General features: G+C 63.4%; 22 protein-coding genes and 1 tRNA gene. 8 read left to right on the forward strand and 15 right to left on the reverse strand.

What is annotated here, in order from left to right; translation table 11 throughout:
• Positions 1-894 precede the first annotated feature (894 nt).
• Entirely contained in the window at positions 895-1,461 is a 567-nt protein-coding gene (gene greB / locus AC07X4_RS12580; RefSeq protein WP_121943654.1) for a transcription elongation factor GreB, read from the forward strand.
• Positions 1,462-1,532: 71 nt separating this feature from the next.
• Here the strand turns inward: greB and AC07X4_RS12585 are convergent, their stop codons facing one another.
• The 4 genes from AC07X4_RS12585 to AC07X4_RS12600 form a co-directional block, all read right to left on the reverse strand.
• Complete coding sequence (locus tag AC07X4_RS12585) at positions 1,533-3,812, reverse strand: RelA/SpoT family protein (protein WP_494740236.1); 2,280 nt, start codon at positions 3,810-3,812, stop codon at positions 1,533-1,535.
• Positions 3,813-3,909: 97 nt separating this feature from the next.
• Positions 3,910-4,113 carry a DNA-directed RNA polymerase subunit omega gene (rpoZ, locus tag AC07X4_RS12590; RefSeq protein WP_005794722.1) on the reverse strand — a complete coding sequence of 68 codons (204 nt, stop codon included), beginning with the start codon at positions 4,111-4,113 and terminating at the stop codon, positions 3,910-3,912.
• 16 nt (positions 4,114-4,129) lie between these two features.
• Positions 4,130-4,750, reverse strand: coding sequence for a guanylate kinase (gene gmk, locus AC07X4_RS12595; RefSeq protein WP_056060545.1), 621 nt, complete (start codon positions 4,748-4,750; stop codon positions 4,130-4,132).
• A 36-nt stretch (positions 4,751-4,786) separates the two neighbouring features.
• Positions 4,787-5,689, reverse strand: coding sequence for a YicC/YloC family endoribonuclease (locus AC07X4_RS12600; RefSeq protein WP_494740237.1), 903 nt, complete (start codon positions 5,687-5,689; stop codon positions 4,787-4,789).
• Between the two features lie 90 nt (positions 5,690-5,779).
• Here AC07X4_RS12600 and AC07X4_RS12605 point away from each other — a divergent pair, with 90 nt between their 5' ends.
• From AC07X4_RS12605 to hemW, 5 genes are all read left to right on the forward strand, one after another.
• Positions 5,780-6,796 carry a serine/threonine protein kinase gene (locus tag AC07X4_RS12605; protein ID WP_015012787.1) on the forward strand — a complete coding sequence of 339 codons (1,017 nt, stop codon included), beginning with the start codon at positions 5,780-5,782 and terminating at the stop codon, positions 6,794-6,796.
• Between the two features lie 82 nt (positions 6,797-6,878).
• Positions 6,879-7,781: a PP2C family protein-serine/threonine phosphatase gene (locus AC07X4_RS12610; protein ID WP_056747320.1), complete on the forward strand. Its 903-nt coding sequence runs from the start codon at positions 6,879-6,881 to the stop codon at positions 7,779-7,781.
• A 125-nt stretch (positions 7,782-7,906) separates the two neighbouring features.
• Positions 7,907-8,641, forward strand: a complete 735-nt coding sequence (gene rph, locus AC07X4_RS12615) for a ribonuclease PH (RefSeq protein ID WP_494740238.1) — start codon at positions 7,907-7,909, stop codon at positions 8,639-8,641.
• A 49-nt stretch (positions 8,642-8,690) separates the two neighbouring features.
• The gene (gene rdgB / locus AC07X4_RS12620; protein ID WP_056641312.1) at positions 8,691-9,290 is read left to right on the forward strand and encodes an RdgB/HAM1 family non-canonical purine NTP pyrophosphatase; all 600 of its coding nucleotides are present in this window, start codon (positions 8,691-8,693) and stop codon (positions 9,288-9,290) included.
• 82 nt (positions 9,291-9,372) lie between these two features.
• Positions 9,373-10,551 (forward strand): radical SAM family heme chaperone HemW, encoded by a 1,179-nt coding sequence (gene hemW / locus AC07X4_RS12625; RefSeq protein WP_494740257.1) that lies wholly within the window; start codon positions 9,373-9,375, stop codon positions 10,549-10,551.
• 82 nt (positions 10,552-10,633) lie between these two features.
• Here the strand turns inward: hemW and AC07X4_RS12630 are convergent, their stop codons facing one another.
• The gene (locus AC07X4_RS12630) at positions 10,634-10,966 is read right to left on the reverse strand and encodes an I78 family peptidase inhibitor (RefSeq protein ID WP_369882092.1); all 333 of its coding nucleotides are present in this window, start codon (positions 10,964-10,966) and stop codon (positions 10,634-10,636) included.
• Between the two features lie 336 nt (positions 10,967-11,302).
• On the opposite strand from AC07X4_RS12630, the gene AC07X4_RS12635 reads away from it, so the two are divergent.
• Complete coding sequence (locus tag AC07X4_RS12635; protein ID WP_494740239.1) at positions 11,303-13,054, forward strand: PAS-domain containing protein; 1,752 nt, start codon at positions 11,303-11,305, stop codon at positions 13,052-13,054.
• 339 nt (positions 13,055-13,393) lie between these two features.
• Positions 13,394-13,567, forward strand: a complete 174-nt coding sequence (locus AC07X4_RS12640) for a hypothetical protein (protein WP_165836546.1) — start codon at positions 13,394-13,396, stop codon at positions 13,565-13,567.
• A 52-nt stretch (positions 13,568-13,619) separates the two neighbouring features.
• Here AC07X4_RS12640 and AC07X4_RS12645 read toward each other — a convergent pair whose 3' ends face one another.
• From AC07X4_RS12645 to AC07X4_RS12690, 10 genes are all read right to left on the reverse strand, one after another.
• Complete coding sequence (locus AC07X4_RS12645; RefSeq protein ID WP_233193800.1) at positions 13,620-14,123, reverse strand: hypothetical protein; 504 nt, start codon at positions 14,121-14,123, stop codon at positions 13,620-13,622.
• 144 nt (positions 14,124-14,267) lie between these two features.
• A tRNA-Ser gene (locus AC07X4_RS12650) sits at positions 14,268-14,355 on the reverse strand.
• A 19-nt stretch (positions 14,356-14,374) separates the two neighbouring features.
• The gene (gene ureG, locus AC07X4_RS12655) at positions 14,375-15,055 is read right to left on the reverse strand and encodes an urease accessory protein UreG (protein WP_099729393.1); all 681 of its coding nucleotides are present in this window, start codon (positions 15,053-15,055) and stop codon (positions 14,375-14,377) included.
• Positions 15,052-15,762 carry an urease accessory protein UreF gene (locus tag AC07X4_RS12660; RefSeq protein ID WP_494740240.1) on the reverse strand — a complete coding sequence of 237 codons (711 nt, stop codon included), beginning with the start codon at positions 15,760-15,762 and terminating at the stop codon, positions 15,052-15,054. Before AC07X4_RS12660 ends, ureG begins: the two co-directional genes overlap by 4 nt.
• Positions 15,763-15,772: 10 nt before the next feature.
• Positions 15,773-16,438 (reverse strand): urease accessory protein UreE, encoded by a 666-nt coding sequence (gene ureE / locus AC07X4_RS12665; RefSeq protein ID WP_494740241.1) that lies wholly within the window; start codon positions 16,436-16,438, stop codon positions 15,773-15,775.
• Between the two features lie 75 nt (positions 16,439-16,513).
• Positions 16,514-16,993 (reverse strand): GNAT family N-acetyltransferase, encoded by a 480-nt coding sequence (locus AC07X4_RS12670; protein WP_494740242.1) that lies wholly within the window; start codon positions 16,991-16,993, stop codon positions 16,514-16,516.
• Between the two features lie 11 nt (positions 16,994-17,004).
• A complete protein-coding gene (ureC, locus tag AC07X4_RS12675; RefSeq protein WP_056060582.1) occupies positions 17,005-18,723 on the reverse strand; it encodes an urease subunit alpha in 1,719 nt (572 codons plus the stop codon).
• A 93-nt stretch (positions 18,724-18,816) separates the two neighbouring features.
• Complete coding sequence (locus AC07X4_RS12680; protein WP_056060586.1) at positions 18,817-19,122, reverse strand: urease subunit beta; 306 nt, start codon at positions 19,120-19,122, stop codon at positions 18,817-18,819.
• Between the two features lie 61 nt (positions 19,123-19,183).
• On the reverse strand, positions 19,184-19,798 hold the full coding sequence (locus AC07X4_RS12685) for a HupE/UreJ family protein (protein ID WP_494740243.1): 615 nt from the start codon (positions 19,796-19,798) through the stop codon (positions 19,184-19,186).
• A 37-nt stretch (positions 19,799-19,835) separates the two neighbouring features.
• A complete protein-coding gene (locus AC07X4_RS12690; protein ID WP_015012806.1) occupies positions 19,836-20,138 on the reverse strand; it encodes an urease subunit gamma in 303 nt (100 codons plus the stop codon).
• Between the last annotated feature and the right edge of the window lie 126 nt (positions 20,139-20,264).

Below are 20,264 nucleotides of genomic sequence, written 5' to 3' on the forward strand. Positions count from 1 at the left end.
CCCACCACCCCTAGCGCGCGGTCGAGACCCCGCCGCGCCCGCCCGCTTAATGTGTCGCTTTCGACGGTGAAGACGGACCAGGGGTAAACAAAGCCCGGCGCGCCTCTCTCGGGCGTTTTCTGGTGCGGATCTGCGACGGTCTTTGACGGGTTTTGCATCGCAGGTAGGGCAGTCGCCCCCGCCCGGTGGTTTCAACACGGCCACCAGGCATTCCAGTTCAGGTTCGGGGGAAACCTGATTCCCTGATGACTGCTGAAAACTGCCTGGGAAGCCGCTCCAGGCCTAGCTTTGGTTGGTTAGGACAGGTTCTGATTTGGGCTGATCTAAATTAGGGTGACTGTCTAACCTGTTGATTTCATTGACTATTTTCAACAGACGCAGTCAGTACCAATTACCCTAATGTGATTAGATTGAAATTAGATAAATATCAGGGTTGATGGCAAAGCGCAGAGCAAGCACTGGCGCGGCTTTCCGGGCTTTCTGCTGGTGTGGTTAGGAAAATCAGGGCCGCCCCGAACCCCCACCGGAATTCTGGGAAGGCGGAACCTCTCGCGCGCCGTGCGCCTGCATGCGCGTAGAGAACGTGAGCATTTCGCCGGGGTTCCTATCCACGGCCGCAGCAGGGCCACCTGGTGGGGCTGTGTGGTCGATAATGGGTGCGTGACTTTTGCGTGAGTGGTTCACGCAGGCCCCTGCAGCTCTGTGCAGAACTACAGGGTGTGGGCGCCGTAAGTCGTTGTTTTTGCAGGGGTATGTTTGGTTTCGGCGGGCTACGAACCAAGGGGTCGTGGGTTCGATTCCTGCCAGCCGCACCAATGTTTAAAGCCTGCAATCGTGAGATTGCAGGCTTTTTCATTTGTCCAGGCGCTTTGCGCTGATTGGAGAGTTCTGGCAATGAGCAAGGCTTTTACCAAGGAAACCGACAGTGCTGACGATGACGAAGGATTGGCACTACCTCCTTTGCCACCGGGCGGCAAAAACTACATCACCCCGTCTGGGTATGCGCGTCTAAGGGCGGAGCTGTTGGATCTCATAGACAACGAGCGGCCGAAGATCGTGGATGTGGTGCACTGGGCTGCCAGCAACGGAGACCGGTCTGAAAACGGCGACTACCTTTACGGCAAGAAGCGCCTGCGCGAAATTGATCGGCGCATCCGTTTTTTGACCAAGCGGCTGGAGATTGCCGAAGTGGTGGATCCCAGTTTGCATGCAGGCAGTGAGCAGGTCTTCTTTGGGGCTACCGTTACCTACTCTGACGACGAGGATGGTGAGCGCACGATCACCATCATGGGCATCGACGAGGCCGACAGCCGTATGGGTCAGGTCAGTTGGATTTCACCTGTGGCCCGGGCGCTGCTGAAGGCGCGCGTTGGGGACGAGGTGCAGTTACCCACGCCGGGTGGAGTGCGCCATTTGGAGGTGGTGGAGGTGCAGTACCCGCCTCGTAGTGTCGCTACGTAGCCCGTTCTCACACAGACGCCGACCTGCGCGTCTGTTGTATGGACCTCAGGGCTTGGTGCCGTGCTGAGGTTTCAGGGTTGTGGAGTGATCCTGGCTGCACGCAGCACAGCCTGTGTGCGGCGCAGGTTGCGCAATGCCAGCTCGAGATGGGCCTGATCGCGAACCGCCACGATGAATCGCAGATCCGTGGTGTCCAAGGCTGCCTCATCGTCCATGTCCACGTGGGTGATGTCGGCCTCTGAATTGGCAAGCTCCGCTGCCACGCGTGCCAGCACCCCCTTGCCGTTGTTCACGGTAACGACCACGCCCGTTTCGAACAGTCGGGTGGGCTCGTCCGACCAGTCCACGGCAATGAAGCGTTCGCTGTCTTTATGCTGCAGACGTTTGGCGACACTGCAATGTGCGTTGTGTACTACCAGTCCCTCACCGCGGCCCAGATAACCGACGATGCTGTCGCCCGGCACGGGACGGCAGCAGGTGGCATATTGCACAGAGGCATTCTCGCTGCCATCCAGCGTGACGGCCCCTTGCGACAGGGTTTCGTGAGATGTGTAGCGCTCACGAGTCATAAGCAGAGCATCCGGACGGTGGCCATGCTCCGACATCAGCACCATCAACCGTTTGGCGACGATGCTGGCAATGCGTTTGCCCAGGCCCAGATCGGTCATCAGCTCGCTGCGCGTGCGATTGCCGGTGAAGCGCAGCAGCTTGTCCCACAGCGGTTGGGTCTCAGCGCTGACGGGGGGCAGTTGTTCGAGGCCTTCCGCTCGGATGGCTTGAGTCAACAGTTTTTCACCCAGCCCTTCGGACTCGGTTTGGGCCAAGGTTTTGAGGTAATGGCGGATCTTGGACCGTGCCCGGCCCGTGCGCACAAAACCAAGCCACGCTGGGTTGGGTGTGGAAACGGGGTCGGTGATGATCTCCACCACATCCCCGTTCTTGAGTTCGGTGCGCAGCGGAACCTGCTCGTTATTGATCTTGGCGGCGGTCGTCCGGTCACCCACATTGCTGTGAATGGCATAGGCAAAGTCCACCACCGTGGCGCCGCGCGGCAACGCCATGATCTGGCTTTTGGGTGTGAAGACGTAGACCGCATCGGGAAACAGGTCCACCTTGACGTGATCCCAGAACTCCGCCGCATCCCGCGTTTCGTTCTGTATGTCCAGCAAGGACTGCAGCCACTTGGTGCCAAGGCGCTCGGCTGCCGTACCTTCTCCGTCCTGGGCCTTGTACAGCCAGTGTGCTGCCACGCCGGCTTCGGCAATCACGTGCATCTCATCGGTGCGCATCTGGAACTCGATGTTCACGCCCGAGGGCCCCACCAGGGTGGTGTGCAGAGACTGATAGCCGTTGAGTTTGGCAATGGCAATATGGTCCTTGAACTTTCCAGGTACCGGCTTGTACATCTGGTGCAGTACACCCAAGGCGGTGTAGCAATCGGTCACAGTCGGCACGATGACTCGAAAGCCATAGATGTCCGTCACCTGGGCAAAGCTCAGGTGCTTGAGGTCCATCTTTTGATAGATGGCATACAGCGTTTTCTCGCGGCCAGCTAGGCGCACCTTCATGCCGATCTTGGAGAAGGCGGCATCCACTTCGGCCTGCACCTTCTGAACCAGATCGCGCCGGCGGTTGCGGGATTTGTTGACGGCCTTGGCCAGTGTGGCATAGCGCCAGGGGTGCAGGTGTCGGAAGGCCAGGTCCTGCAGCTCACGATAGGTCTGATTCAGGCCCAGGCGGTGAGCAATGGGCGCGTAAATTTCCAGCGTCTCGGACGAGATGCGGCCCCATTTGCTGCGCGGCATGTCCGACAGCGTGCGCATGTTGTGCGTTCGGTCGGCCAGCTTGATGAGGATGACGCGTACATCACGCGCCATGGCCAGCAGCATTTTGCGGAACGACTCGGCCTGATTTTCTTCGCGAGTGTTGAACTGCAGTTTGTCCAGTTTGGTAAGACCATCCACCAGTTCGGCCACCGGGGCGCCAAACCGGTCGATCAGGTCGGCCTTGGTCACGCCGCAGTCTTCCATGGCGTCGTGCAGCAGCGCGGCCATCAGCGCCTGGGCATCGAGCTTCCACGCCGCGCACTGCGCAGCCACTGCAATAGGATGGGTGATGTAGGGCTCACCGCTGTTGCGCAGCTGCCCCAGGTGGGCTTCGTCGGCAAAACGGTACGCCTGGCGCACCTGCTCGATGCTGACGGCGTCCAGGTAGTCCAGGCTATCGGTCAGTGCGGCGAAGCTGGCCGCAGCCGCATTGGCGGCCGCAGCGGCTGCCGAGAGATTGCCTGCCGGAGATGGGTCACCCGGGCGGGGCTGCGTTGCAGAAGGTGAATTGAGCACCGCGTTCATGCCTTAAATGTAGCGCGGGACTGCGCCAGAGGGCTTTCGGGCAAAAAAAAGCACCGCTGGCGCGGTGCTTTTGGGTGGGCATTGCCCAGCAGAACGTTCAACCGGGAACCTTCTTGAGCATCTCCAGACCCACTTTGCCTTCGGCGATTTCACGCAGGGCAGTCACGGCGGGCTTGTTGCGGCTTTCGATGCGTGGAGCATGGCCCTGGCTGAGCATGCGGGCACGGTACGTGGCGGCCAGTACGAGCTGGAAGCGGTTGGGGATCTTTTCCAGACAGTCTTCTACGGTGATGCGTGCCATCGTTTACTCCGGGGATTCAGGTGATATTGAGCGACTGGAAGGTGTCAGCACGGGCGCGGCGCTGAGCGGCGTACTTGAGTCGCTGGGCGTGAACTACTGCTTTCAGGTCGAAAAGCGCGCGCTCAAACAACTCATTGATTATAACGAAGTCGAATTTGCTGACCTGGGCCATCTCGATGGCGGCATTTTTGAGGCGTACTTCGATGACATCCGCAGAGTCTTCGCCCCGCCGCTCCAGCCGCGATCGCAGTTCTTCCCAGCTGGGCGGGAGGATGAAAACCAGCACCGCATTGGCAAATGCCTGCTTGATCTGCAGTGCGCCCTGGAAATCGATTTCCAGAATCACATCTGAGCCCTGGGCAATGCGCTCTTCGATGGCTTTCTTGGAGGTGCCATAGCGGTTGCCGTGCACATGGGCCCATTCGACAAACGCGTTGCCTTGCACCATGGCGTCGAACTCGGACTCCGACGCGAAGAAGTATTCGCGGCCGTGCTTTTCCTGGCCGCGGGGCGCACGGGTGGTGTGCGAGATGGAGGGGTGGACATGCGAGTCCAGCTCCAGCAAGGCCTTGACCAAGCTGGACTTGCCGGCACCACTGGGTGCTGCCACGACGATGAGATTTCCTGGATAGTCCATGGTTGATGTGCGCCAGGCGCTATCAAAAAATGAGTGTTATTCGATATTTTGCACTTGCTCGCGCATCTGCTCGATCAGCACCTTCATGTCCACGCTGATGCGGGTGAGGTCGAGCGCGGCAGATTTGGAGCCGAGCGTGTTGGCTTCGCGGTGGAGTTCCTGGATCAGGAAGTCCAGGCGTTTGCCCACTTCGCCACCCTTTTTCAGCAGGCGCTCGATTTCATCCAGGTGCGAATCCAGCCGCGTGATCTCTTCTGCCACGTCGATGCGGATGGCAAACGCCGTGGCCTCGGTCAATGCGCGGTCACGGGCAGCCTCGGGGAGGGTAGAACCGTCGGTGAGGGCCATCGCCTCTTTCCAGCGCTCCATGAAGCGCAGGCGTTGCTGCTCCACCAGCAGCGGAACCATGGGGACCGCATGTTCGGCCAAGGCCCGCAGCTGCTTGACGCGATCCAGCAGCATGGTTGCGAGGCGCTTGCCCTCACGTTCGCGGGCGGCCAGCAAGGCGGTCAATGCTTCTTCGGCGAGGGCCGGAACGGCTTCGCTCCAGTCCTCGGTGCCCGAATGTGCATTGGCACACAGGCGCAAGGCGTCGGCCACGGTGAGGGGGGCTGCGCTGGGCAGCCAGGCCCTGACGGAGTCCTGCAAAGAGTTGAGCCGTTGCAGCAGTCGCGCTGGCGGGTCTTGCAGGCTGTTGCTGTCGTCGGTGTCGAGGGCGGCTCGCACTTCGACCTTGCCGCGTTTCAGGCGCGCTGTGAGCAGGCTGCGCAGCGAGGGCTCCATGGCGCGCAGCTCGTCAGGCAGGCGAAACGACAGGTCCAGAAAGCGGCTGTTGACGGATCGGATTTCCAGTCCCAGCCGGCGCGTCTGGGGGGCGCGGGCGTCGGTTTCAGCGCCAGTGGCAGATGCGCCATGCTGTGCGCTGGCGTATCCGGTCATGCTGTAAACTGGCATTGGACTTTTTGATGGTTGCTTGCGATCCGGCGATTATCCGGGTTCCGCCTTACCCCCGAATCATCTTCGCAAAATATGTCAAAAATCAAACCGGCCCCCTTGCCGCCCGATACCGCAATTGGCGGTTACCGTGTGGTGCGCCGGTTGTCCTCCGGTGGTTTTGGTGTGGTATACTTGGCCCTCGACGCCGAAGGCCAGCAGGTGGCCATCAAGGAGTACCTTCCTTCGTCCCTGGCGACCCGCGCTCCTGGTGAGTTGCTTCCGAAGGTGCCGCCCGAAAAGCTCTCCCTGTACCGTCTGGGGCTCAAGAGCTTCTTTGAAGAGGGGCGCTCGCTGGCCCAGATCTCGCACGCCTCCGTGGTGAGCGTGCTCAATTTCTTCCGCGAGAACGAAACCGTTTACATGGTGATGAACTACCTGGAGGGCGCGACCCTGCAGGACTTCATCATCACCGCCCGCGACCTCAAGACACAGAAGGTGTTCCGCGAGTCCACCATCCGCTCGTTGTTCGACGAAGTGCTGCGCGGCCTGCGCATCGTGCACCAGCACAAGATGCTGCACCTGGACATCAAGCCCGCCAACATCTTCATCACCGACGACAACAAGGCCGTGATGATCGACTTCGGCGCGGCCCGCGAGGTGCTGAGCAAGGAAGGCAACTTCATCCGCCCCATGTACACCCCCGGCTTTGCTGCGCCCGAGATGTACCGGCGCGATTCGCAGATGGGGCCGTGGACCGACATCTACGCCATCGGCGCCTGCATTTACGCTTGCATGCAGGGCTTTCCGCCCAACGAGGCGCCGCAGCGCGTGGACAAGGACCGCCTGTCGCTCGCCCTGACCAAGTTGCGTGGCGTGTATTCCGACAACCTGATCGAGGTGGTGGAGTGGTGCATGGCGCTTGACCCGCTGTCCCGCCCCCAGTCGGTGTTTGCCTTGCAGAAAGAGCTCAGCCGTGAGGGTGAGCGCCGCTACACCAAGCTCACGGTGGCCGAGAAGATGCGGCTGCAATTGGACACACTGGTGTCTGACACCAAGAAAAATGTGCAGAAGGTGGGTGAAGCCACCGGTATCGGAGCCAAGCCCAAATGAACCAGACGCACGCAATGCGGGTTCGGGCGAGGTACATATCCACGGATGGCGCCCGGGTGCATCCTTGTTTGCGTGAGTCCTTATGAAGTTCTCGGTATTCCAGATCAGCCGCCGTGGCGGCCGCGAGAAGAACGAAGACCGCATGGGCTATTGCTACACGCGCGAATCGGGTCTGTTTGTATTGGCCGACGGCATGGGTGGCCACCCTGAAGGTGAAGTGGCCGCACAGATCGCGCTGCAGACCATCTCGGCGCTGTTCCAGCGCCAGGCCAAGCCCCAGCTCAAGGATGTGCAGGAGTTCCTGTCCGGCGCGTTGCTCGCGGCGCACCACCAGATCCTGCGCTACGCCACAGAGAAAGGCATGCTCGACACACCGCGCACCACCTTGGTCGCGGCGGTGTTGCAGGCCGGTACCGCCACCTGGATCCATTGTGGAGACTCGCGCCTGTACATGGTGCGCGATGGCGATCTGCTGACCCGTACGCGGGACCACTCGTACATGGAGCTGCGCAACACGCCGCCCCCTGGTCTGGACAAGATCAACCGCAACGTGCTGTTCACCTGCCTGGGTTCGCCCACCAAGCCCATTTACGACATCACCGGCCCTGTGTACCTGGAGCAGGGCGACCGCATTCTGTTGTGCTCAGACGGCCTGTGGGGCACGCTCAGCGACGAAGACATCGCCAAGCAACTGGGCCGCAACACCGTGTCGCACGCTGTGCCCGAGCTGGTGGAAGATGCCCTTCGCAAAGCCGGGGACAGCAGTGACAACGTGACCGTGGTGGCTCTGGAGTGGGAGACGCCAGATGCGTTCGAGTCCACCCAAGGGGTGTCCACGGACAGCATCAGCGACGACGTGTTTGCGTCCACCATCCAGGCGGGCCCGCTCGATGGGCTGGTGGATGACCTAGACGATGCGGCCATCGAGCGGTCGATCGCCGAAATCAACGAAGCCATCCGTCGCTCTGCTGCCCGCAAGGCCTGAACTGCCATCGGCGCTGTGGGTTGCATCCAGGCTCCCTCCATGCGAATGCATGGAACCAGGTTTTTTCGCCTTCCATCGCCCACCTCATGGCGCAGGTGGGCGACCCGCTCCATACAGAGAATCACATGACCAACTTCATCCGCACCGGCAACCGCGCCGCCAACCAACTGCGCCCTGTGCGCATCACGCGCCACTACACCATGCACGCCGAAGGCTCGGTGCTGATCGAGTTTGGCAACACCAAGGTGCTCTGCACCGCCTCGGTGGAAGAGCGTGTGCCCCCGCACAAGCGCGGTAGCGGCGAGGGCTGGGTCACGGCGGAGTACGGCATGCTGCCGCGCGCCACCCACACCCGCAGCGACCGCGAGGCCGCACGGGGCAAGCAGACCGGCCGCACGCAGGAGATCCAGCGCCTCATCGGCCGCAGCCTGCGTGCCGTGTTTGACCTCCAACTGCTGGGCGAGCGCACCATCCAGCTCGACTGCGACGTGATCCAGGCCGATGGCGGCACGCGCACCGCCGCCATCACGGGCGCCTGGGTCGCGGCCCAGGATGCGGTCAACCAGCTGCTGGCCAGCGGCAAGATCGCCCAGTCGCCGCTGCTGCAGCCCGTGGCGGCGATCTCGGTGGGCATCGTGCAGGGCTCGCCGCTGCTGGACCTGGAATATGTGGAGGACGTGGATTGCGACACCGACATGAACGTCGTGATGACGGGCGCGGGCCACTATGTGGAGGTGCAGGGCACAGCCGAAGGCGTGGCCTTTACCCGCGCCGAGATGGACCAACTGCTGGGGCTGGCCGAACAGGGCATCGCCCAGCTGGTGCAGCTGCAGCAGCAAGCCCTGCAAAATACTCCTTAATTGATAGCTGCTTGCGCATATTTCACTAGCGCTTGCGGCCATTTTGACCATGAAAATTGTTCTGGCATCCAATAACCGCGGCAAACTGGCCGAGTTGCAGGCCATGTTTGCGCCCCTGGGCGTGGAGCTGGTGCGGCAGGCCGACCTGGGTGTGGGTGAGGCCGAGGAGCCTTTCCGCACCTTTGTCGAAAACGCCCTGGCCAAGGCACGGTTTGCATCCGAACACACGGGCCTGCCCGCATTGGCCGACGATGCTGGCATGTGTGTGGACGCTTTTGGCGGCCTGCCGGGCGTGGACACCGCGTATTACTGCACCCAGTTCGGCTACGAGAAAAGCGACGACAACAACGTGCGCGCCCTGCTGGAGCAACTGCAAGGCGTGACCAACCGCCGCGCCGCCATGGTCAGCACCCTGGTCGCCGTGCGCAGCCCGCAAGACCCGGAGCCGCTGATTGCCGTGGGCCGCGTGGTGGGCGAGATCACCACCGAACCCCGGGGCAGCAACGGCTTTGGCTTCGACCCCGTGATGTTCATCCCCGAGTTCGGCAAGACCTTTGCCGAGCTGCCTGTGGAGGTGAAAAATGCCCACAGCCACCGGGGCCGATCGGCCGCACAGATGCTGGCGCTGATGCGCGAACGCTGGTTGTAGAAGGGCGCTGACCGTGGTTCATATTCCGATCACGCCACAGGCCGAGGCCGAACCTGCAGTGGTGCGCGACATCCAGCACTACATGCGCCCGGGCCTGTTGCAGCTGCCCAGCCTGCCGCCGCTGTCGCTGTACGTGCACCTGCCCTGGTGCCTCAAGAAATGTCCGTACTGCGACTTCAACTCGCACGAATTTCGCGCGGATGCCACCGGCGGCGAGGTGCCCGAGCAGCGCTACATCGATGCTCTGATGGCCGACCTGGAGGCCGCGCTGCCCCTGGTCTGGGGGCGGTCCGTGCACAGCATCTTCATCGGCGGCGGCACGCCCAGCCTGTTTTCGCCGGCAGCCATCGACCGGCTGATCGGCGACATTCGCGCCCGCCTGCGGCTGGAGCCAGATTGCGAGATCACGATGGAGGCCAACCCCGGTACGTTCGAGAAAGACCGTTTTCGCGCCTTCCGCGCGGCGGGCGTCACGCGCCTGTCGGTGGGGGTGCAGAGCTTTAACGACCAGCACCTGAAGGCCCTGGGCCGCGTGCACGACCGTTCCCAGGCGATGGCGGCGGTGGAGGAGGCCGCTGCGTCCTTCGACACCTTCAACCTCGACATCATGTACGCCCTGCCGGGCCAGACGCTGCCAGAGCTGGAGCAGGACCTGCGAACGGCGCTGGCCTTCAAGCCGCCGCACATCTCCATCTACCACCTCACTATCGAGCCCAACACTTACTTCGCCAAGTTCCCCCCGGCCATCCCCGAGGACGACCAGGCCTACGCCATGCTTGACCGCATCACGGAGATGACGGGGCAGGCGGGCATGGCGCGGTACGAGATTTCTGCGTATGCGCAGCCGGGCCACCAGTGTTTTCACAACACCAACTACTGGCAGTTTGGCGACTACCTGGGCATCGGCGCGGGTGCGCACAGCAAGCTGAGCTTTGCGCACCGCGTGGTGCGGCAGGTGCGCTTTCGGGACCCCGCGCGCTACATGGACAACGCCCTGGCAGGCCATGCCGTAGCGCAGGACGACGAGGTGCGCCGCGCCGATCTGCCGTTTGAGTACATGCTCAACGCCCTGCGCCTGCGCGAAGGCTTTGCGCTGCAGGACTTCATGGCCCGCACAGGCCTGCCGTTGACCGCCATCGCCAAGGGCCTGGAGGCCGCCGAGCGCAAGGGCCTGATCGAGCGCGACATGGCGCGTGTACGGCCTACCGAGCGGGGCTTTGACTTTCTGAGCGATCTTCAGGAGCTGTTCCTGGCGGACTGACTGAGGCTCCGTCAAAGCCGGTTTGTGATCTCCCGGGAGATTGTTGGCAGGCCCTCAGGTCAGTCAGCAGCCGGGGGCAAGCTCAGCCACACTTTGCCGCAAGGATGCGGCCATTGCCGTCTACCTCCAGGTTCAGCCGCTGGGTGTCGTATTCCTTGGTGATGATTTGCCCTGGGCGCAGGATGCGCGCCGTCTGCGCGCCCGAGCGCTGCCGTGCAGACTCCACGATCGATGCCGTGCTGTTTTGTCCCACTGCAAACTGCGCGGGCTGGGCATTGCACATGCCTCCAGGCGCCGCGCCTGTCGGTGCCGTGCTGGCGGGTGGTGCGGGTGTTTGTCCGTAACCCGCACACCCAGTCACAGCTGCTCCCAGGGCCAGGCAACAGGCGACGGCAAAAGGGGTGGTTTTTTTCATCATGCAGCTCACTCCGGGTTACAAAACACCCACCATAGCGGAACGCAGGCGCGACAGGGTTCCGGTCACGCTATGGATCAGTTTCCAGCCGTAACGACGGGGCTTGGCATCCGCGCTGGTCTCGGTTGAGTCTTGACTTGCATCAAGGTATTGTGGTGTTGGCGCAACACAAACCGCTGCCTTCAGCTTGTCCGTGGCCCTCAGACGGTTTGCTGTAAGTCGGTTCCGCACAATGGAATGATCGGCGCTGTGCGTCGGCGTTGGCAGACCCCTTGCCACCTGGGCCAGTGTGTTGCACGGGCTTGTGCTGACAGTGCCGTATCCAACCTCCTGACCATGCCTGACGCTTCTCGCCTCCGCCTCATCCGTGCCCTGGGTGACACCCTGGATGGTTTGGACGTGGCGCTGTGCGCGTTTGACGACAGCGACCGCACGGTGGCCTGGAACAGGACCTTCTTCAAGTTCTTCCCGGAGCACGAGGGGCATGTGTACGAGGGCGAGCCCTACGAAGCCAACCTGCGCCGCTTCTATAACCAGCGGCTCGATGCCCAGGAACTGCCCAACATCGAGCGCTACATCACCGCCGGGGTCGAGCGCCACCGGGCGCAGACCCGCCCCTACAGCTTCGATCACCGGGGGCTGCGCGTGCATGTGTCGTCGTTGCCCATTGAAGGCGTGGGGCGGGTGCGCCTGTGGCGTGCCGAGGCGCTGCCGGTGCAGAGCGCGCAAGCCACGCTCGCCACGCCGGCCGAGGCCGAAATCCATGAGCCCGGCTACCTGCGCAGTCCGCTGTTTGAAAGCTCCGAACTGTTTGACCGCATTCCCGATGGGCTGATGATCTGCGCCGAAGATCAGCGCATCCAGTGGGTCAATCAGCCCTTCATGCAGATGTACCACCTGCCAGACCGCGCTGCCGCAATGGGTCTGGCGTTTGACGAGGTGTACCGCCACGCATGGTCCGTCGGGGGTGAGGGCGACATGGCACCGTTTTACGACGGTCTTTCGACCTTGCAGGAGCACATGCGTTTTGCGGGGGCGCCGTTTGAAGTGCCTTTGCCACGCAGCCGCTGGAGCCGCGTCATCGCCAAGCAGGGCAGCGACGGCACGGTGTTCTACGCCCATGTGGACATCACCGAGCTCAAGCGCCAGCAGCGCTTGCTGGCGCAGGCCGAACGCAGCGCCCGCGACAGCGAGGCGCAATTGCGGGAGAAATCCATCCTGCTCGAAGCCACGCTGGAGCACATGGACCAGGGCGTGGCCAAGATCAGCGCCACGGGGGTGGTCGAGCTGTGCAACCGCCGGGCCATGGAACTGCTGGACCTGCCGGCCGAGCTGATGGCATCCAAGCCCACGCTGGTGAATGTGCTGGCCTACCTGCGGGCTCGTGGCGAATTCCAGGGCGCATCGCAGGAAGTGCAGGACCTGCTGCGACACAGCAATGGCGGGGTCGATCAGCCCCAGGTGTATGACCGTCCCCGGCCCGACGGGCGCATCCTGGAGGTCCAGACCGTGCCCATCAAAGGCGGCGGCGCGCTGCGCACCTTCACCGACGTCACCCAGCGCAAGCAGGCCGAGCAGCAGATCCGCCATGTGGCAGAGCACGACGGCCTGACGGGCTTGCTCAACCGCACCGCCTTTTTGCAAGCATTGCAGGCCGCAGCCACCGACGTGCACCGGTCGGGCCGTGGCTTCGCTGTCTTGTACGTGGATCTGGATGGGTTCAAACCCGTCAATGACCGCCACGGGCACGCCGTAGGTGACCAGTTGCTGGTGTGGGTGGCCCGGCAACTGACGCAGGCCGCGCGCGAGGACGATGTGGTGGCGCGCCTGGGCGGCGATGAGTTCGCGTTGCTGCAGCGGGGCGTATCGGACGGTGACAGTGCGTACCGCCTGGCCGACCGTCTGGTTCAAGCCCTGGGCCGGCCCACCGAGATCGAAGCGCATGCGCTGCAAATCGGCGCGTCCATCGGTATTGTCCTGTCGCCCGGTGACGGCACCGAGGCCGAAGAACTCCTGCGCAAGGCCGATTCCGCGATGTACCTGGCCAAGGGCACGGGGCGGGGCTGCGCAAGGATTTACGGAACGTGAACGTTGGGCTGCCCGGGCGCTTAACCCACGATCCCTTTCTGCTGCTGATCGACGGAGCTTGGAGGAATCGGTCCTGTCCTACATGCCCACATTGGTCACCGTCCTAACATTGGTCTGTCGATCCCCTCGACATCCCTCCCGCTTGCATCGCGCAAGTGTTAAGCCCGCAGCCTGCGGGCTTTTTTTTGCCCGCCCTAAGGCATCAACACGGGGGTGAAAAAGCGACTGCGCCGTAGGCCTTTTGCCGAGCCGCGAAGCCCCAGTGTCCATCTGTCGGCACCATTGCGGTACGGGCGATGCCGTCATCACCCAGCCATCCCAGCGCGCTACATCACAAGAATGATTCTGTACAAACCCGGCACGCAATTTCTCTACAAAGGCAGAACGGTGAGCGTGGACTACGTCATCATCAAACGCACCGGCCTGTGGATTCGGTTGGCGCACAGCGAAGAGGTGTGCCGCCCTGAAGATTTGACCCCCATCGCACCGCAGGGAGCGGGACTGGCGAGGTGAAAGAAAGGCCACACGCAGGGCACAGGCCCGGCGTGGCACCCCACCGGGAGGTCTACTTGAGCTGCTGGGACAACCACAACAGCCCCCAAACGATCGCCACCAGCTGAACCAGGTTGACGAAGAGCGCCGCCGAATGCACGCGGCGAAAGTGGTGAATCGCTCCGTCGCTACTCGCCTCGATCTGTGCACCGAGCTGCTGCATGGCTTGCAACAAGTGCTTGCGCAGTAGCGAGACGATGCAGGCATTGACCGCCACGCCGATGGCAAAGGGGTACCTGCCCCAAAGCGCATAACTGACAAATGCCCCCAGCGACGCCCAGAACGCAGCACGGTAGTACACGTTGAAAAACCCCCGAACGAACCGCGCGTCCAGTGGGGTGTCATGTTTTAGCGTAAGAAGCGGCAGACCGCCCATCAAGAAGTAGGCGGTGGTGACCAGCAGGGCCACCGTGAAAAAGAACGATGCGTAGAGGGCGGACGACAACATCTTTCTCTCCTCGACATGGCTGGTCACTTCAGGCCGCAGGCCCACACCCAATTTCTCAGTCCTGCCCATGGATGCGGCAAGGTTCAGTAAAAACGCAGTCTAGGGGGCGGATGCGTTCTTGTGAATCGGGTTGGGGGAGGGGGCAGCAATAGAAATGTTGCTGTACTGGCCTTTGCGCACATTTCGCTGTTGTAGCTGCGCCGGGCCAAGAACTGGCGGAGACTGTGAGATTCGAACTCACGGACGGTTGCCCGTCGGCAGTTTTCAAGACTGCTGGTTTAAACCACTCACCCAAGTCTCCGGGAGAGAAGGCGCGAATTCTAGCCGACTGCGGGTGCTGATTTTTTCAGCATGCCCCGGGTCTCGATGAACTTGACCACATCGGCCACGCCGGCCAGGGTTTTGAGATTGGTCATCACAAACGGCTTGAGGCCCTGGGCGTTGGTGCGCATGCGGGTGGTGTCGGCGTGCATCACATCCAGGTTGGCGCCTACGTGGGGGGCCAGGTCGGTCTTGTTGATGATGAACAGGTCGCTTTTGGTGATGCCAGGGCCGCCCTTGCGGGGGATTTTTTCGCCAGCGGCCACGTCGATGACGTAGATGGTGAGGTCGCTCAGCTCGGGGCTGAAGGTGGCGGCCAGGTTGTCGCCGCCGCTTTCCACAAACACGATGTCGGCGTTGGGGAACTCACCCAGCATGCGGTCGATGGCTTCGAGGTTGATGGAGCAGTCCTCGCGGATGGCGGTGTGGGGGCAGCCGCCGGTTTCCACGCCCAGGATGCGCTCGGCGGGCAGCGCGCCGCTCACGGTGAGCAGGCGCTGGTCTTCCTTGGTGTAGATGTCGTTGGTGATGGCGATGAGGTCGTAGTCATCGCGCATGGTCTTGCACAGCATCTCCAGCAGCGTGGTTTTGCCGGAGCCTACGGGGCCGCCGATGCCTACGCGCAGGGGCGGCAGGTTCTTGGTGCGGTTCGGGATGTGGTGCAGGTTGCTGGTGGTCATGATCGGAAGAGGCGGGAGTATTGGGTTTCGTGCTGGGCTGACAGGATGGCGAGCATTGGCGAAAAGGCCTGGCGCTCGCTGTCCATCAGCCCGATGGCATGGTCGGCTGCGGCGGGGATGGCATCGGCCAGCCGGGCCAGGATGCGCTGGCCAGCGCTTTGGCCCAGCTGCATGGATTTGAGGGCGGCCTGCACCATGTTCTCCGCCCAGCCGAAAGCGTAGGCCAGCAGGACGTCGCGCACGGGCGCCTGGGTGGCAGAGGCGGCCAGTGCGAATGCCACAGGGTAGGTGGGGGGCAATGCGGCCAGGTGGCGCACGGCGGGCATCAGGGTCTCGTCGCCCTGGTTCTGATTGCGCAGCCAGTCGGCCATCGATCGGCCCATTTGCTCGGTCTGCAGGCGCAGTTCGCTCGTTTCTCGGGTGTGCAGCACCCAGTCGTTGAGTTCGCGCACATGCGCCCAGTCGGCGCGCCGCCACGCACCCACAGCCTTGGCGATGAGGGCCATGTCGCCCCGGGCCTGCGTGATGTGGAGCTGGTCCTGCAGCCAGTCACCCACGGCGGTTTCGCTGGCGAGGCCCACATTTTCAATGGCGCTTTCCAGCCCCTCGGAATAAGAAAACCCGCCCACCGGCAGTGCAGGGGAGGCCAGCCACATCAGCTGCAAAAAGCTGGCGGCCGGCAGCGGCGTGGGGCGGTCCAGGCGCATGGGCGTTGGCTCAGTGGTCGTGGTTGCAGTTCGGGCCGTGCACGTGCCCTAGGGCCACCACGGGGATGGACACCGTGCGGCCTCGGGCTGGGGGCGCGGCCGCAGCCGGTACCTCTGTGTGAGTGTGCCTGTGGTCATGGCCATGGTCGTGCGCGTGACCATGCTCGTGGTCGGGATCGTGGCTATGGCCGTGACCCCCATGGTGGTGCCCGCCGCCATGCCCCGCAGCATAGGCACCGCCTTCGGGTTCAAACGGCAGGTTTTGCTCGTTCACGATGAGGTGCATGGCGCGCAGCATGTCGGCCAGCACGTGGTCAGGTTCGATCTTGAGGTGGTCGGGCTGCAGCTCGATGGGCACGTGGCGGTTGCCCAGGTGGTAGGCGGCGCGGGTCAGGTCAAACGGTGTGCCGTGTTGTTGGCAGTGGGTGATGACCAGCACCGGCTGCGGCGCTGCGATCACGCGCACCATGGAACCGTCTTCGGCCACCAGCACATCGCCGCCGCGCACCAGGGTGCCACGGGGCAGGAAGATGCCCAGTTCGCGTCCGGCCGAGTCGGTGGCTGCAAAGCGGCTTTTCTGGCGCACGTCCCAGTCCAGCTCGATGGTGGTGGCGCGCTTGAGCAGCACGGGAGCGAGGCCTTGGCCTTGGGGGAGAAGTTTGGAGACCTGGATCATGGCAAGAGGGAAGGGCGGAGCCGGATAGGCGAGGTCAACATTGTGGCCCTGGCCGAAAGGCGATGCGCGGATGCGCTACAGGGCGCGGCTCATGTAGCGGCTGTGGGGATCGGGCCGGTAGCTGCCGAATGGTGCACAGTCGGTAAAGCCATAGCGCAGGTAGAGCTGGTGCGCGGGTTCAAAGAAGGGCTGGGTGCCCGTTTCCAGGCTGATGCGCTGGTAGCCCAGGTCGACCGCCTGGCCCAGGATGTGTTCCAGCACGGCCCGGCCCACCCCCTGGCCACGCACGCTGGCTGCTGTGCGCATGGACTTGAGTTCGGCATGGTCGGCATCCAGGTGCTTGAGTGCACCGGTACCCACCAGCTCGTCATCGCCGCGCCAGGCCGTCCAGAAGCGGATCTCAGGCTGGCGCAGTTGCACCATGTCGAGCGCGTGCACGCTCTCCGGTGGCGAGGTGGCACGCATGTCCTTCAAATGCTCCTGCATGAAGGCTTCGATGCGGGGATCGGTCAGGTCGTCCAGGCGGATCCGCAGGTCTTGCAGCAAGGCGTTCATGGGAAGCAACCTCAGAATAGGAAGTAGCGCTGTGCCATGGGCAGCACGGTGGCCGCTTCACAGGTGAGCAGCTGGCCGTCGGCGCGCACGGTGTAGGTCTGCGCGTCCACCTCCATCTTGGGCGTGTAGCTGTTGTGCACCATGTCGCGCTTGCGGATGCCGCGGATGTTGCGCACGGCGGAAAGCGTCTTGCGCAGGCCAAAGCGCTCGCCAATGCCAGCAGCCAATCCTGCCTGCGAGACAAAGGTGAGCGACGTTTTGGCGATGGCCCCGCCAAACGCGCCAAACATGGGCCGATAGTGCACGGGCTGCGGTGTGGGGATGGACGCGTTGGGGTCGCCCATCGCAGCCATGGCAATCAGTCCGCCCTTCAGGATCAGCGCGGGCTTGACGCCAAAGAACGCGGGCTTCCAGATCACGATGTCGGCCCACTTGCCGACTTCGAGAGAACCCACCTCGTGGCTGATGCCATGCGCAATCGCGGGGTTGATGGTGTATTTGGCCACGTAGCGTTTGATGCGCGTGTTGTCGTTGCGGGCCGTGTCGCCCTGCAAGCTGCCGCGCTGCACCTTCATCTTGTGCGCCGTCTGCCAGGTGCGCAGGATGACCTCGCCCACGCGGCCCATGGCCTGGCTGTCGCTGGACATCATGCTGATGGCGCCCAGGTCGTGCAGGATGTCTTCGGCCGCGATGGTCTCCTTGCGGATGCGGCTCTCGGCAAAGGCCAGATCCTCGGCAATGCTGGCATCGAGGTGGTGGCACACCATGAGCATGTCCACATGCTCGTCCAGCGTGTTGTGCGTGTACGGCATGGTGGGGTTGGTGGAGCTGGGCAGAAAGTTGTCCTCGCCCACCACGCGCAGGATGTCCGGTGCATGGCCGCCGCCCGCGCCCTCGGTGTGGAAGGCGCAGATGCCGCGCCCGCCCACGGCGGCAATGGTGTTCTCCACAAAGCCGGATTCGTTGAGCGTGTCGCTGTGAATGGCCACCTGCGTGTCGGTGGCTTCGGCCACATCCAGGCAGTTGCTGATGGCCGAGGGCGTGGTGCCCCAGTCTTCGTGCAGCTTCAGGCCAATGGCGCCCGCGTTGATCTGCTCGTGCAGCGCATCGGGCAGGCTGGCGTTGCCCTTGCCGAGGAAGCCGAGGTTCATGGGGAAGGCGTCGGCGGCCTGCAGCATGCGCTCCATGTTAAAGGGGCCCGACGTGCAGGTGGTGGCCAGCGTGCCCGTAGCGGGGCCGGTGCCGCCGCCCAGCATGGTGGTCACGCCGCTGGCCAGGGCCTCTTCGATCTGCTGCGGGCAGATGAAGTGGATATGGCTGTCGATGCCGCCTGCGGTGACGATGTTGCCTTCGCAGCTGATGACCTCCGTGCCGGGGCCGATGACGATGTCCACTCCGGGCTGGGTGTCGGGGTTGCCGGCTTTGCCGATGGCGGCGATGCGGCCTGCGCGCAGGCCGATGTCGGCCTTGAAGATGCCGGTGTGGTCTACCACCAGAGCGTTGGTCAGCACTGTGTCCACCGCGCCTTGTGCATTGCTGCGCTGGCTCTGTGCCATACCGTCGCGAATCGTCTTGCCGCCGCCAAACTTCACCTCTTCGCCGTAGCTGCCGGCGCGCAGGGTGTGGTCGGCCTCGACTTCGAGAATGAGTTCGGTGTCGGCCAGGCGCACGCGGTCGCCCACCGTGGGGCCGAACATCTCGGCGTAGGCGCGTCGTCCAATGGTTGCCATGTGAGGGGTGCTCCGCAAGAACGGTTTACTATGTTTTTGATAGCTGCTGGGGCAATTGATACCGGCGCTACCGGCCAATTGGGCTTGAATTTGCTACAGCGGGCCCTGGGTCAGCCCCTGAAAGCCGAATACGCGGCGCTCGCCTGCGTAGTCCACCAGCTCCACGGTGCGCTCCTGGCCGGGTTCAAAGCGCACGGCGGTGCCGGATGCGATGTTGAGCCGCATGCCGCGTGCAGCCGCACGGTCAAAGCCCAGGGCGTTGTTGGTCTCGGCAAAGTGGTAGTGCGAGCCCACCTGGATGGGCCGGTCGCCGGTGTTGCGCACCACCACGGTCAGTGTACGGCGGCCGGTGTTGAGCGCGTGCTCGCCGGGTTCGGTAAAGAGTTCGCCTGGGATCATGGTCGGGTCCTTGAGGGAGGAGCTGCTGCGGTGTCGGTATGCATGACGCCAGTCAGACCTGTCAGGCCATCTGGGCCAGCAGGGCGCCACCCATCAGCGCCACGGCAGCGCCTGCAGCGTGGCTGAGCCACACGGTGCGATGGCGCAGTGCCCAGCCTGCCGCCAGCCCAGCGCCATGCAGTAGCACGGTGGCCGTCAGCATGCCCGCCAGGGTTTGCCAGGCGCTGTGGCTGCCCGCCAGCTCGACGCCGTGGGCCACGCCGTGAAAGACGGCAAACACGCCCACGCCCAGCGCGGCCATGAGGCCGGGAACGCGCAGGCGCGACACGACAAGCAGGCCCGTGGCCAGCAGCGACGCGGCAATCATCGGCTCCACCGCAGGCAGTGTCACGCCCTGCAGGCCCAGCACGGCGCCTGCCAGCAACATGGCCGCAAAGCCCACGGGGCCCCACAGCAGTTCGCGTCCAGCACGGCGCGCGGACAGGGCGCTCCACAGGCCCACGGCCACCATGGCGGCCAGGTGGTCCAGGCCGAACAGGGGGTGGGCCAAGCCGCTCAGAAAACTGTTGTGGATGTGGGATTCAGCGCCGGTATGGGCGAAGGCGCTAGAACTGATTGAACTGGCTGCTATGAAGAGAAGAGCGGCTGTGTGACGGTGTGAGGGTGTGATGCGCATGGGGGGCTCCACGGAGAGAAGAGGGGGAGAAAAGGGGTCAGACGATCGGCTGATGGACGGTGACGAGCTTGGTGCCGTCGGGGAAGGTAGCCTCCACCTGGATGTCCGGAATCATCTCGGGGATGCCTTCCATCACGTCCGCGCGGGTCAGCACGGTGCGGCCTTCGCTCATGAGCTGCGCCACGGTCTTGCCGTCGCGCGCGCCTTCCATCACGGCGGCACTGATCAGGGCGACAGCCTCGGGGTAGTTGAGCTTCAGCCCCCGGGCCTTGCGGCGCTCGGCCAGCAGGGCGGCAGTGAAGATCAGCAGCTTGTCTTTCTCACGAGGGGTCAGTTCCATGTCGTTCTGCTCAATGTAAGGAGGGGTGGGCTCGTGTGGCGGGTTGTCCAGGCCGGACACACGGGGCAATCGTCATCGATGGCCATGCGGTCCGAAGGGCAGCGGATTCATCATAGGCAGCAAGCC

The organism is Acidovorax sp. GW460-11-11-14-LB4 (genome assembly GCF_059423685.1).